General features: G+C 56.7%; 11 protein-coding genes. 2 read left to right on the plus strand and 9 right to left on the minus strand.

Translation table 11 applies throughout. The annotated features are described in order from the left end of the window. Nucleotides 1-10: 10 nt before the first annotated feature. The 5 genes from GS632_RS02235 to GS632_RS02255 form a co-directional block, all read right to left on the minus strand. Nucleotides 11-940 (minus strand): 3-keto-5-aminohexanoate cleavage protein, encoded by a 930-nt coding sequence (locus GS632_RS02235; RefSeq protein WP_171721570.1) that lies wholly within the window; start codon nucleotides 938-940, stop codon nucleotides 11-13. Continuing rightward, a complete protein-coding gene (locus GS632_RS02240) occupies nucleotides 937-1,731 on the minus strand; it encodes an SDR family NAD(P)-dependent oxidoreductase (RefSeq protein WP_171721569.1) in 795 nt (264 codons plus the stop codon). Before GS632_RS02240 ends, GS632_RS02235 begins: the two co-directional genes overlap by 4 nt. Continuing rightward, the gene (gene betC, locus GS632_RS02245; protein ID WP_171721568.1) at nucleotides 1,728-3,263 is read right to left on the minus strand and encodes a choline-sulfatase; all 1,536 of its coding nucleotides are present in this window, start codon (nucleotides 3,261-3,263) and stop codon (nucleotides 1,728-1,730) included. The genes GS632_RS02240 and betC overlap by 4 nt, the downstream gene beginning before the upstream one ends. Continuing rightward, nucleotides 3,260-4,399 carry an SRPBCC family protein gene (locus GS632_RS02250; protein WP_171721567.1) on the minus strand — a complete coding sequence of 380 codons (1,140 nt, stop codon included), beginning with the start codon at nucleotides 4,397-4,399 and terminating at the stop codon, nucleotides 3,260-3,262. The genes betC and GS632_RS02250 overlap by 4 nt, the downstream gene beginning before the upstream one ends. Nucleotides 4,400-4,539: 140 nt before the next feature. Beyond that, a complete protein-coding gene (locus GS632_RS02255; RefSeq protein ID WP_216599783.1) occupies nucleotides 4,540-5,556 on the minus strand; it encodes a GlxA family transcriptional regulator in 1,017 nt (338 codons plus the stop codon). A 181-nt stretch (nucleotides 5,557-5,737) separates the two neighbouring features. Here GS632_RS02255 and msrA point away from each other — a divergent pair, with 181 nt between their 5' ends. After that, nucleotides 5,738-6,409 carry a peptide-methionine (S)-S-oxide reductase MsrA gene (gene msrA / locus GS632_RS02260; protein WP_171620429.1) on the plus strand — a complete coding sequence of 224 codons (672 nt, stop codon included), beginning with the start codon at nucleotides 5,738-5,740 and terminating at the stop codon, nucleotides 6,407-6,409. Here the strand turns inward: msrA and GS632_RS02265 are convergent. After that, a complete protein-coding gene (locus GS632_RS02265) occupies nucleotides 6,406-7,278 on the minus strand; it encodes a ribokinase (RefSeq protein WP_171721566.1) in 873 nt (290 codons plus the stop codon). The genes msrA and GS632_RS02265 overlap by 4 nt on opposite strands. 3 nt (nucleotides 7,279-7,281) lie before the next feature. Beyond that, nucleotides 7,282-9,537, minus strand: a complete 2,256-nt coding sequence (locus tag GS632_RS02270; RefSeq protein WP_171178670.1) for an NADP-dependent malic enzyme — start codon at nucleotides 9,535-9,537, stop codon at nucleotides 7,282-7,284. A 163-nt stretch (nucleotides 9,538-9,700) separates the two neighbouring features. Here GS632_RS02270 and mutS point away from each other — a divergent pair, with 163 nt between their 5' ends. Then, on the plus strand, nucleotides 9,701-12,316 hold the full coding sequence (gene mutS, locus GS632_RS02275) for a DNA mismatch repair protein MutS (RefSeq protein WP_171721712.1): 2,616 nt from the start codon (nucleotides 9,701-9,703) through the stop codon (nucleotides 12,314-12,316). A gap of 59 nt (nucleotides 12,317-12,375) precedes the next feature. Here mutS and GS632_RS02280 read toward each other — a convergent pair whose 3' ends face one another. Beyond that, on the minus strand, nucleotides 12,376-12,939 hold the full coding sequence (locus GS632_RS02280; protein ID WP_171178672.1) for a nucleotide exchange factor GrpE: 564 nt from the start codon (nucleotides 12,937-12,939) through the stop codon (nucleotides 12,376-12,378). A 10-nt stretch (nucleotides 12,940-12,949) separates the two neighbouring features. Continuing rightward, nucleotides 12,950-14,014 carry a heat-inducible transcriptional repressor HrcA gene (hrcA, locus tag GS632_RS02285; RefSeq protein ID WP_171721565.1) on the minus strand — a complete coding sequence of 355 codons (1,065 nt, stop codon included), beginning with the start codon at nucleotides 14,012-14,014 and terminating at the stop codon, nucleotides 12,950-12,952. Nucleotides 14,015-14,065 lie beyond the last annotated feature (51 nt).

Consider the following 14,065-nt stretch of genomic DNA (forward strand, 5'->3'; position numbering starts at 1 on the left):
CTTTCCCCCGTCAAAAAGCGGTCTGGTCGTTGCCTTTCAGGCCCAAACGTTGGCGGGCCTCGTCCGGTGTAGCGACCGTCAGGCCAAGATTTTCGATGATTGAGCGAATCTTGCGGACCTGATCAGCGTTGGACTTCGCCTTTTCGCCGGGCCCGATGTAAAGGCTGTCTTCCAGCCCAACCCGCACATTGCCACCAAGAATCGCGGCCTGTGTCGTGAGGGCCATCTGGTGGCGACCTGCGGCCAGCACCGACCATTCATAGCTATTTCCAAACAACTTTTCGGCAATTGTGTGCATGTGCATCAAGTTATCGGGGTCGGCACCAACACCGCCCAGAATCCCAAAAACCATCTGGATGAAAAATGGCGGCTTTACCCAACCCTGATCCACCACCCAAGCCAAGTTGTAGAGATGCCCCAAATCGTAGCATTCGAATTCGAATTTCGTGCCGTGACCTTCGCCCAATTCCTTCATCGCATATTCGATATCAGCAAACGTGTTGCGGAAAATGAAGTCGCGGGTCATGTCCAGAAACTCGGGTTCCCAGTCATGTTTCCAGCCTGAATATTTCTGCATCATCGGGAAGATGCCGAAGTTCATCGAGCCCATGTTCATGCTGGCCATTTCGGGGCTGGCCCGTAATGCCGCACGCAGGCGTTCTTCGCGGGTCATGCCCAGCCCGCCACCGGTTGAGACATTCATCACAGCACCGGTTGCTTGTTTGATGCGGGGCAGGAACTGCATGAAAAGGTCAGGGTCCGGATCTGGTCGACCGTTTTCCGGATTGCGGGCATGAAGATGGATGATCGCAGCCCCGGCCTCGACGGCACCAATACTGGCCTCGGTGATTTCGTTTGGCGTGATGGGCAAGTGTTCTGACATGGTCGGCGTATGAATCCCGCCAGTCGGAGCACATGTAATGATGACCGGTTTGCTCATAGCTTCATCTGCTGGACTTGTGCGCTCAGCCCTCCGTCCAGAACCCAAAGTTGACCGCTGGCATATCGAGCCTCGTCCGAAGCCAGCCAATTCACCAGATTCGCGATGTCGTCGGGCGTGCCATATGTGCGCATCGGGTGCACATCGCGCACGGCCTGCTGCAACTGGTCGATGGTCTTGCCGCCACCGCCCGAGCCATCGCCGGTGAAAAAGCTCTGCAACATGGGTGTGTCGACATAGCCGGGGCATATGGCATTCACACGAATACCTTCCGGTCCATGATCACACGCCATTGCACGCGTCAGTGCATGAACAGCACCTTTGGTCGCGCAATAGGCGGCAAGGCCGGGGTCCGCAATGAACCCATCGTAACTCCCGAAATTGATGATCGAGGCTGACGTTCCCGACGTGGCCCCTTTGCGCAACAGTGGCAACGCGTGTTTTGAGGTCAAAAACGTGCCGGTGACATTCACAGCGAATGACTGGTTCCATTCCTCCAACGTGGTCTGTTCGATAGTTTTCTCGATCTCAATACCAGCGGCGTTGACCAGAATGTCCAATTGGCCAGCTTCCGCACCAACCTGTTCCATCGCGGCAATCGCATCAGCTTCTTGCGTGACGTCCAGTTTCACAAAGATGCTGCCGTCGTCATCATGGGCTGACAAGGATCCTTCGGGCGTCAGATCAGCCGCATAAACCAGTGCGCCTTCGCGCAGAAAACGCGCCACGATCGCGCGCCCGATCCCGCCGCGCCCACCGGTTACAAGCGCTGTTTTGCCGTCCAGCATCATTCTTTGGTCTCCTTCAATGGCGGATAGCGATAGCGAGTCGCTGCAACCGTCCAATCCATGTGATTGCGTACATATTCCTGCGTGGCGTCTCGTGGCGGGGTGTAGTCCCAGGCCTCTCCGGCACCCGCCTCCATCGCGGCGTGCAGGGCGCGCCGGGACTTTTGCGTTGCAATGACGTCCGCACGCAGGCTTTCGCTGTTCCAACGTCGCGCCACGTCTTCAGCAAACTTTGCGGAATGTTCAGCGTAAGCCGGGTCATCGACCACATTCACCTTTTCCAACGGATCCTTGGACAGGTCGTAAAGCTGAGGTGGGTCCGGGTCGCAGTGAATATACTTCAACGGCCCGCGTCGGATCATGAATACCGGATAAGGCGTCATCTCGGCGCAATATTCGCCGATGGCTTCATCCACAGGGTCAGCTTCTCCGCGCGCAAGCGGCATCAAGGATCGGCCATCAATCGGCTCCCCGAAGATCGCGTCAGAACCGCTGGCGATGTCCACAAATGTCGGCAACAGGTCGAGCAGGGAACAGGCGTTGGCAGCACAGCCTTTGGCAACACCGGGACCCGCCATGATCAGCGGCACACGGGCCGAGTGTTCAAAGAAATTCATCTTGTACCACAACCCACGCTCACCCAGCATATCGCCGTGGTCTGCGGTGACGATGACGATGGTATTGTCTAACGCGCCGATGTCTTTCAAAGCTTTGACCATCGCGCCGACCTTGCTGTCAAAGTAACTGACATTGGCCAGATAAGCGCGACGCGCGCGGCGGATTTCTTCCTCGTTCAGAGGGACATAGCTTGCCTCGATCCCATCCATCACGCGACGTGAGAACGGGTCTTGCTCTTCGGGCGTCAGTGTAAATTCCGGCATCGGGACGTCTGCGTCGGAATACAGGTTCCACCACTCGGGCTTGGCGACATAGGGGTCATGCGGATGGATAAAGCTGGCCACCATACAGAACGGAGCATTGTCCCCAGCCGCCCGATCGCGGCCCCTGTCGATCAACCAGCGACGCGCGGCAAATTCGACCTCGTCGTCATAATCCGTCTGGAAGGTGGCGACCGCCTCACCGCTTTCCTTGACGGTTTGCATGTTGTGATACCACTTGTCGATCCGCTCGTCCGGGGCTTCCCAGTCCGGGGTCCAGGCAAAATCGGCGGGGTAAATGTCGGTTGTCACACGGTCCTGAAACCCGTGTTTCTGGTCTGGCCCAACGAAATGCATCTTGCCCGACAGGCAGGTCCGGTAGCCCAGCGCCTTGAGGTAATGCGCAAAGGTCGGGACCGAGGCACGAAACTCGCTGGCGTTGTCATATGCCGCGATGCGACTGATCAGCTGCCCGGACATGAACGCAAATCGCGACGGCGCGCAAAGGGGTGAGTTGCAATAGGCTGCGTCAAATCGCATCCCGCGTGCGGCAAGCGCGTCGATGTTTGGGGTCTTGACCGTTGGATGGCCGTAAGCGCCGCAAAAATGCGGCGCCAGTTGATCGGCCATGATCACAACGATGTTCGGCCGTGTCACGGTGCAGCCTTTGCATATGCGTCCAGAACTAGCCCATGGAAATGATGCACCGCATGTTCCGATTTGCCCGAGCCATTGGGATCATGCACGATCCGGCCTTGCGTAAAGGCCGGGGTGCTCATACCGCGCTGTACGCTTTCGACAATGTCGATGTCTTCGCGTTGCAGAACCTCATCAAGATAGCGGATGGCTTCCAGTTCGGCTTCGTCTGGTTCCGGGGTTTCAAGGAAGAAATCATAGGTTTCGAGCGTGCGGTCAGGACCAATCGGGATAATATTCAGCACGATCATCGAAGACCGCCCCGGATAGCGCATCAGACATGTCGTGGGCCACAACCACCAAACTGCATGGGTTCGTACTGTGGCATTGGACACGTCATAAGCGGTGTTAGCACCCTTACCCGCCTCGGCCATATGGCTGGAGTAGATGCCGTATGTGGTCACCTTGTAGGTGTCCATATCGACCAGATCACAGAAATCCTTGTGCGCTGTCGGGCAGTGGTAGCATTCAAGGAAGTTATCGACGACGTTCTTCCAGTTCGACTTGATGTCATAGGTCAGGCGATGACCAAATGTCAGCTGCTCGATATCCGGTGCCCAATGGCGGATTTCGGTTTCGAGATTCCCGGATACTTCGCGTAAAGGTGCCGCGTTAGGATCTAAGTTGACGTATATAAACCCGGCAAACTCTTCGACCTGTACTTGGTCCAGGCAGATATCCGATGTTTTGAAATTAGCCAGGTTCTCGGTCTCGGGCGCGCGCACCAACTGGCCGTCCAGTTTGTAGACCCACGCATGATAAGGGCACATGATACGCGTGGTTTCGCCCTCGCCCGACAGCAAATGATGGGCCCGATGTTTGCAGACATTATAGAACGCACGCAATGTGCCCTCGCGGTCGCGCACGACAGCAATCGGACGTCCGGCGATTTCGACGGTTGTGTATGACCCTGGAACGCGCAGCTTTTCAACGTGGCACACCCATTGCCAGGTCTTGGCTAGCACTTCGTTTTGATCGACCTGATACCAGGACGGATCGACATAGGCTTCGGCCTTCAGGGAACTGGTATTGAAGGGATCGGTGCTAAAACCATCGGAAATCCGCTCGAACTTGGTTTTGGACGGCAGCTGGCTCATGGGTGGCTCCACAGCTGAGGGGCAGGCTTTGCCCCAATGATTGACGTGTGGCGGGTATGATCTTCTGAGTCTTGGTTCGCCTCTTAACTTTTTTCGCCTTATTGTTTTCAGTTTTGGCCAACTTGATGATCCCGATGGCGTCAATCTTTGGGCTTGCGATGCATCGGCCAGGCGCGGAACTCGAATGGAACCCTGCCCTCGACCCGGTCGCGCGTCGGGGGCAGGCCAAATCTTTCTTTATAAGCCCGGCTGAAATGCACCGGGCTGGAAAAGCCCGACGCCAGAGCGACCTCTGCAATGGGAAGCTCAGTCTGCGTGACCAGGCCACGTGCCCGATCCAAGCGAATGTCACGATAGTAAAGCGCGGGCGTTTTTTTGATGTAGGTCGCGAACAGCCGATCCAGTTGGCGATGAGAGATTCCCGCGCGTTTGCAAATCTGGGGAACGGGAATGGGCTCCTCAAGATTGGCCTCCATCACCTGAATCGCCGTTTTAAGCTTGGCGGGCACTGTCGTTCCCAAAGGCTCGGTTCCTTGGGGTTGCTGTTGTTCCGTGGGGCCGCGCAAACGATCGTGAAAAACGTATCTGGCCGCTGCATTGGCAAGGGCGCTGCCATGTATCCCCTGAAGAATCTGCAGGCCAAAGTCAGTTGCTGCAGACCCACCGCAACAGGTAAGCCGATTGCCGTCCATAACATAAAGATTCTCAACGACCTCGACTTCCGGATAAAGCTCCTGCAAGGCATCGATATGCTCGTAATGAACGGTGGCGCGCCGTCCGTTCAATAACCCGGCCTGCGCCAATATAAAGGCGCCGGTATCCAATGCGCCCAAAGTCGCGCCGCTGCGCGCAAGTTGACGCAAAGCTGTTCCCAGTTTGGATGTCAGGTGCCGTTCTGGTGTCCAACTGGAAGAGACAATGGCAATATCAGACTCGGTGAACGAAAGCGCGTCAAGCGGTTGAGTTTCAATGCCAGCACCGTTGCTGGACACACAGAAACCGCCTGCTTCTGATACGAAGTCCCATTTGAAATAAGGTTTTCCATCCAGATAGTTGGCAGCACGAAACGGATCTATGAATGCCATGGTTGCCGCCATATTGAAGCTGGGCGCAACTATGACCAGCACGCGCGTCGAAACCTGCATCTCCTGTGTCATCGATCCTGAATCCAAGCTTGCATCACCACATCTCAGAAAAGGTCTTTTGACTGCGATACACAAGGTTTCTTCGGACTTGGCTGAAGTTGATAAACTCGCCTCACCAGCGCGTGACATGGGATGTCAGGCAATTGCATGTTGATCCAAGTCGGGTCACCTTGGTCGTGAAAGGAGACCTGACATGACACGGACTGCTTACCTCGACACGCTTAAACCAGCCCTTCTGTTCACGCTGATCGCACTGGCGGCGATGCTGCGCGCTTTGCCTGCGCCCGCGGCGGGAACAGAAACTCTGACAGTAGCCGGAGGATGTTTCTGGTGCGTTGAATCTGATTTTGAGTCTGTCCCCGGCGTCATCGAGGCTGTTTCAGGCTATACCGGCGGCAAATCAGCAAATCCCACTTATGATCAGGTCACAAAAGGAGGAACCGGCCATTATGAAGCGGTTCAGATCACGTTCAATCCAGCTCAAATCTCACGTGAAACGCTTCTGAACATGTTCTTCCGCTCGGTCGACCCCACAGATGCCGGAGGTCAGTTCTGCGATCGCGGTGATAGCTATCGCACTGCGATTTTCGTCTCTAACACAGGGGAAAAAGCTTTGGCCGAGAAAGCAAAAGCAGATGCGCAGCGGGCCCTGGGCCAGACAGTGGTAACGCCGATCCTGAGCGAAGGAACTTTTTACCCAGCCGAGGCGTATCATCAGGATTACTACAAGGGGAACAAACTGATTTTGACCCGCTTCGGGCCAAAGCGACAGCACAGCGCATACAAAGCTTACCGCAAAGCCTGCGGCCGTGACGCGCGCGTCAAACAGCTTTGGGGTACTGACGCGCCGTTTGTTGGATCTTAGTCAAAGGACGCGTCGCGCACCTCTTTCAAATCGGGGATAACATCAGCCGTTCCGTGCCGCGTGACCATCAGGGCCGCGGCGCGGTTTGCTTGCAGAATAGCCTGTTCCATCGGCATTCCACGATCCATTCCTGCCAGTACATAGCCGGTGAAGGTATCGCCTGCCCCTGTTGTATCCACCGCTTGCACCTTATGTGCCGCAAACTCGACCGGTTCGCTGCCCTGCTGTAAATACCGCGCGCCCTTTGAGCCCAGCGTGACGATGACGTGCCGCACTGGCAAATCAGCGGCGCTTAAGCCGGTTTCTTGGCGCAATTGTTCAGCTTCGACCTCGTTGAGGATCAGGAAATCCAGATAGGGAAGAACCGCCTTCACAGCCTCTGCCTGAAACGGCGCTGCGGCGTAACACACGGTTAGCCCCAGCCGGTGCCCCAGTTGCGCAGCTTCCACTTGTGCGTTGGTTTCATTCTGAAGGATCAGCAGATCGCCCGTGTTTGCTGAGGATAGCGCTTGTCCCAGATCGCTGACCTCTAACGCATGATTGGCACCGGGATACAGGATGATCAGATTCTCGCCCTCAGCATCCACCGCAATGATCGCGTGTCCGGTTGGCAAATCGACCTCTGAGATAAAGTGTGTATCCACGCCATATTCCGTCAATCGATCCTTCGCCCAGCGCCCATCCTGGCCAACAGCACCGATATGGCTGACGCGCGATCCGGCCCGAGCCGCAGCCACCGACATGTTGGCCCCCTTGCCGCCCAGAAACCGATCCAGTCCAAGGGCGGCCAGAGTTTCCCCCGGCGCAGGCAGATGCGGCAGGTCATAGACCATATCCGCGTTGATCGAGCCGAGGTTCCAGATTGTCATGTCTTATCCGATGTCGCACGAGGCCAGAATGGCCATGTTTAGAATGTCATTGGCGGTCGCAACGGTCGAACAGATTTGAATCGGTTTGTCGATGCCTGACAGAATCGGACCAATTACAGTTGCACCACCCATTTCTTGCATCAATTTGGTCGAGATGGAGGCCGAGTGCCGCGCCGGAACAATCAGAATGTTCGCCGGACCGGTCAGACGCTGGAAGGGATAGGTAGCCTGCTGATCAACGTTCAACGCCACATCCACGGTCATCTCGCCTTCGTATTCAAAGTCAACACCGCGCTGGTCCAGCACCGTCGGAGCCACGTGCATCTTTTCGGCTCGTTCGGACACCGGGTAACCAAAAGTCGAGAAGCTGACGAAGGCCACCCGGGGCTCCAGGCCCATGTGACGCGCAACCGCAGCCGATCGTTCAGCAATGTTTGCCAGGTCATTCTCATCCGGCCATTCATGAACCAGCGTATCGCCAATCAGAACAATCCGGCCCTTGTGCAAAAGGGCGGTCACACCAGCGGCCCCACGCGCTGCATCGGCATCAAACACGTGGTTGATCCGATCCATCACATGCGCCGATTTGCGCGTCGCACCCGTAACCAGCCCATCCCCATGGCCATGGGCCAGCATCAATGATGAAAACACGTGCCGATCCCGCGCGGCGAGGCGGTGAATGTCCTTTCGGTCGAAACCCTTGCGCTGCAAACGGTCGTAGAGGAAATTCGAATAGCTCTCGAGATGCGTTGTGTTGGCGGCATTCACAACCTCCAGCTCACGCACAGCGTCACCCAAGCCCGCTTCTTCCAGCTTGGCCCTGACCTCATCGGCGCGACCGACCACCAGCGCCTTTCCGAAGCCGGATCGTTGGTACATGACCGCAGCGCGCAGCACCCTTGGATCATCACCTTCGGCAAAGATCATCCGGCTTTGTGCCTGACGCGCACGGGCGTTCAAACCGCGCAGGATGCTTGCGGTCGGATCCATGCGGGATTTCAGGCTCAGCTCATAGGCGTCCATGTCGATGATCGGGCGCCGCGCCGCACCGGTGTCCATCCCGGCCTTGGCAACGGCTGGCGGGATACGGTGGATCAGACGTGGGTCGAACGGTGTCGGGATGATATAATCGCGCCCAAAGGTCAGCGATTTGCCATAGGCCATAGCAACCTCGTCCGGCACATCCTCGCGCGCCAGATTAGCCAACGCATGGGCGCAGGCAATTTTCATTTCGTCATTGATAGCGCGCGCATGGATGTCCAATGCGCCCCGGAACAGATAGGGGAAGCCAAGTACGTTATTGACCTGATTGGGATAATCGCTGCGCCCGGTGGCGACGATGGCATCAACGCGGACTTCGTGTGCTTCTTCCGGAGTGATCTCGGGGTCAGGGTTCGCCATCGCAAAGATCACTGGGTTGTCCGCCATGCTGGCGACCATCTCTTGCGTGACCGCACCCTTGACCGACACGCCCAGGAACACATCCGCGCCCTTCATCGCATCTTCCAGCGTACGCAAATCTGTAGAGATGGCATGCGCGGACTTCCATTGGTTCATACCCTCTGTACGGCCCTGATAGATCACGCCTTTGGTGTCGCACACGATGCAGTTCTCGTGCCGCGCGCCCATCGCCTTGAGCAACTCGATACAGGCGATCCCTGCCGCACCCGCACCGTTCAGGACAATCTTTACATCCTCGATCTTCTTACCCGAGATTCGCAGTGCGTTCAGCAAACCCGCCGCGCAGATCACCGCCGTTCCATGTTGGTCATCGTGGAAGACGGGGATATCCATCTCTTCCTTCAGGCGCTGTTCGATGATGAAGCATTCAGGTGCTTTGATGTCTTCCAGATTGATCCCACCAAAGGTTGGTCCCATCAGGCGTACGGCGCGACAAAACTCATCCGGGTCTTCGGTGTCCAGTTCGATATCGATCGAGTTCACATCAGCGAACCGCTTGAACAGGACGGATTTCCCTTCCATTACCGGCTTCGAGCCCAGAGCTCCAAGGTTTCCCAGACCAAGTACCGCCGTCCCATTCGAGATCACAGCCACCAGATTACCTTTGTTGGTATAGTCATAGGCGGTCTCAGGCGCTTCGGCGATAGCTTCACACGGAACAGCAACACCGGGGCTGTAAGCCAGTGACAGGTCACGCTGTGTGGTCATGGGAACAGTGGCTTGCACTTCCCATTTGCCGGGGGTGGGGTCCAGGTGAAAGGCCAGCGCCTCTTCTTTGGTGATCTTCGCTTTGGGCATCGGAAATGTCGTTTCTTTGCATCTGTTGGGCTGTTGCCTCATAGCGCAGGCAAGGGCGCGCCTCAACGACAATACGTTTTCGCCTTTCTTCGCAGGGGCCGGGTTTGTAAGGTCGCGCCCGGAATACGCCAAAAGGGGGCCGCCTTTGTCCACAGTCACGCCGATGATGGCGCAATATCTCGAGATCAAAGAGGCGCACGCCGATGCCCTGCTGTTTTATCGCATGGGCGATTTCTACGAGATGTTCTTTGAAGATGCCGTCAATGCCGCCGAAGCGCTGGACATCGCCCTGACAAAACGCGGCAAACACAATGGCGAAGACATTCCAATGTGCGGTGTGCCAGTGCACGCAGCCGAAGGGTATTTGCTTACACTGATCCGCAAAGGCTTTCGTGTCGCTGTCTGCGAACAGATGGAAAGCCCTGCGGAAGCGAAGAAAAGAGGCTCTAAATCAGTCGTAAAGCGGGACGTCGTGCGTCTAGTGACGCCCGGCACACTGACCGAGGACGCCCTGCTGGAAGCCCGCCGCCACAACTTTCTGGCTGCCTATGCCGAGGTTCGGGATGAGGCCGCCTTGGCCTGGGCCGATATCTCGACCGGCGCGTTTCACGTGATGCCTCTGACCTCGATTCGGCTCAGCCCGGAACTGGCGCGGCTGGCCCCGTCCGAGTTGATCGTGGCCGACGGTGTTCAAGACAAGCTTATTGAGCCGGTTCGGGATCTGGGGATTTCTCTGACGCCTGTGGGACGTGCCAGTTTTGACAGCACAGCAGCGGAAAAGCGCATATGCGGCTTGTTTCACGTCGGTGCGCTGGATGCGTTCGGGACTTTCGGTCGTGCCGAAGTCTCGGCGATGGGCGCGCTGATCGATTACCTTGAGATCACGCAAAAGGGCAAATTACCCCTGCTGCAAACCCCTCTCAAAGAATCAGAAGACCGCGTCGTCCAAATTGACGCCGCAACACGCCGCAATCTGGAACTGACACGGTCGCTCTCTGGTGGGCGCGCCGGGTCTTTGTTGTCCGTGGTCGATCGCACCGTAACACCCGGCGGCGCGCGGTTGCTGGAACAGCGCCTGTCCAGCCCGTCCCGAAATCTGGACGTGATCCATGCGCGCCTGGATGCGGTAAGCTTCGCAACTGAGGACAGCCTGATTGCGTCAGACCTGCGTGAAGCGCTGCGCAAAACACCGGATCTGGACCGCGCCTTGTCACGCTTGTCGTTGGACCGAGGTGGTCCGCGCGATCTGGCTGCCATCCGCAACGGGTTGGCGCAAGCGGCCACGATTGCCAGTTTGTGCAGTGCCCAAGAGTTGCCAGTACTGTTGTCGACCGCCGTCCAAAACCTGACTGGGTTTGACGATCTCTTGACCCTTCTGGACGAAGCGCTTGTTGCGGAACCACCTCTGCTGGCGCGTGACGGCGGCTTCATCGCCCCCGGTTTCGAAGTTGAACTAGACGAAGCCCGTACCCTGCGCGACGAAGGCCGCTCGGTTATCGCCGGGTTTCAACAGAAATACGCGGAACACACGGGTATCGCCTCGCTTAAGATAAAGCACAATAATGTGCTGGGGTACTTCATCGAAACCACAGCGACCCATGCCGAGAAAATGCTGAACCCGCCGTTCAGCGAAACCTATATCCACCGTCAGACCACCGCCAATCAGGTGCGTTTCACCACCGTCGAACTGTCAGAGATCGAAACCCGTATCCTGAACGCAGGGAATCTGGCGCTTGAGATTGAAAAGCGGCTCTATCAAAGGCTTTCTGATGAGGTTTTGGCCCTTGCAGCACAGCTTAATCAAGCTGCCCGCGGGCTGGCAGAGCTGGATTTAACCACTGCCCTCGCCGATCTGGCACGCGGGGAAAACTGGTGTCGCCCACATGTGGACACATCACGCGCGTTCAACGTGCACGGCGGTCGACATCCGGTCGTTGAGCACGCCTTACGGCAGCAAAGCGGCGATGCCTTTGTCGCCAACGACTGCGATCTAAGCGCGGATGACGGTGCGGCCATATGGTTACTGACCGGCCCCAACATGGCTGGTAAATCAACCTTCCTGCGCCAAAACGCCCTGATCGCCCTGCTTGCCCAAATCGGCAGCTACGTGCCTGCTGAACAGGCCCATATCGGCGTTGTCAGTCAATTGTTCAGCCGGGTCGGTGCATCCGATGACCTGGCCCGGGGTCGCTCGACCTTTATGGTGGAAATGGTCGAAACCGCTGCAATTCTGAACCAGGCCGATGATCGCGCACTGGTCATTCTCGATGAAATTGGCCGCGGCACCGCCACTTATGACGGCCTCTCGATCGCGTGGGCCACACTTGAACATCTACATGCATCCAACAAATGCCGCGCTTTGTTTGCCACACACTATCACGAACTCACCGCTTTGGCCGGTAAACTGGAAGGCGTGGATAACGCAACCGTTGCGGTCAAAGAATGGGAAGGCGAAGTGATCTTCCTGCACGAGGTCCACAAGGGCGCCGCCGACCGCTCCTATGGTGTGCAAGTTGCCCAGCTTGCCGGATTGCCTGCATCAGTCGTCGAACGCGCTCGCGTGGTACTGGATCAATTGGAAAAAACCGAACGGGAAGGCGGTAAACAAAAGGCTCTGATCGACGATCTGCCTTTGTTTTCTGCAGCATCACCGCCACCGCCGCCCTCAACCAAAGCATCGCCTGTCACAGATATGTTGAGCGACGTCCTGCCCGACGAACTCACCCCACGCGAAGCGCTCGACCTGATTTACAAACTGAAAGAGGCGGCCAATTCCTGACCGCCCCTTCTTGTTGTTGATAAATACGGCCGCCAGAGGCTTGGCCTCTTCGAGGCCAACTAGTTCGAAGGTGTTGACGACACCCCAACCTGCGCCGGACGCAGCAAACGGTCGTGCAACATGAAGCCTTCGGCAGACACCTGAATGATATCGCCGGCTTTTGTACCGGGCACCGGTGCTTCAAACATCGCCTCATGCACATTAGGATCAAAGCGGTCGCCAACCTCAGGTGTGATCACCTCAATCCCGTGCTTCTGGAACACGTCCTTCAACGCACGCATGGTCAGCTCAACACCTTCCAGCAGGCCAGCAGCAACTTCTTTCTGCTCATCTGTCGCGGCTTCAAGCGCGCGCTTCATGTTGTCGTAAACCGGCAGCATGTCTCGGGCCAGCTTGGAACCGCCATATTGTTCCGCATCGCGACGCGCCTTGTCGCCACGCTTGCGTGCATTCTCGGCATCTGCCAGCGCGCGCATGAACTTATCTTTATAATCGTCCCGCTCAGCGCGTAACTCATCCAATTCCAGTGCTTCGTCGCTGATCTCTGCAAACTCCTCGGCCAGCTCTTCCGCTTCCGCAGACATGATATCGTCCAGAAAATCTTCGTTCTTCGGCTCTGCCATCTCTTACCCTCTAGCTCCGGTCGGATATCAGCTTGCCGACCAGTTGCGCCGTATAATCCACGATCGGTACGATCCGTCCATAATTCAGACGCGTTGGCCCGATGATCCCGACCGCACCGATTATCTTTCGATCAGCGTTCATATATGGAGACACCACCAAAGAGGAACCCGAAAGTGAGAAAAGTTTGTTCTCAGACCCAATAAAAATGCGCACACCTTCGCCATCTTCGGTCAATTCAAGGAATTCAGCGATGTCCCGCTTACGCTCCAGATCATCAAACAGGGTCCGAATCCGATCAAGTTCTTCGGCGCGACCCGGTTCGTTCAAAAGATTCGCCCGTCCACGCACGATCAAACGGGCCGAGTCGCTGCCATCTCCGTCCCAGACGGCCATTCCACTTTCCACCATCTCACGCGCCAGAACGTCGATCTCTTGCTTGCGTGCGTCAATCTGCGTCTGCATCTGCCGACGCACTTCGCTGAGTGTCCGCCCCTCGATGAGCGCGTTTAGAAAGTTCGCCGCCTCGCGCATTGAACTGGGGGTTTGCCCGGGCGGCGGGGTGAACAGGCGGTTTTCCACATGACCATCCGAGAAAACCAGCACTACCAAAGCCCGATCATGACCCAGCGATACGAATTCAATATGTTTGATTTCCGATTCACGCTTGGGCGTTAAAACCAACGAGGCGCCCTGTGTCACGTGTGACAAAGCAGAGCCGACACGGTCGAGCATTCCGCCGACATCGCCTGTGTTAGAGCCTAAAGTTTGTTCCAATTTCTCGCGATCATCCGCGCCCAAGTCTCCGACTTCAAGCAATCCGTCCACAAACATCCGCAGACCTTGCTGCGTTGGAATTCGACCAGCGCTGATGTGGGGGCTGTCCAAAAGACCCAGAAACTCCAGATCTTGCATCACATTGCGAACGGTCGCTGCGCTCACCTTTTCGGACAAGGTGCGCGTTAAAGTGCGACTGCCGACGGGCTCACCGCTTTCCAGATAGCTCTCGACAATCAAACGGAACACTTCGCGAGACCGGTCGTTCATCTCATCCAGAATTTTGCTTGCTTCGCTCATGCGTCTTCCCCTGCTCGTTCGTCATTAAATCGCAGGCAAATGAAAGGTCAA

The sequence above is a fragment of the Ruegeria sp. HKCCD7296 genome, assembly GCF_013110775.1.
GTDB lineage: Bacteria > Pseudomonadota > Alphaproteobacteria > Rhodobacterales > Rhodobacteraceae > Ruegeria.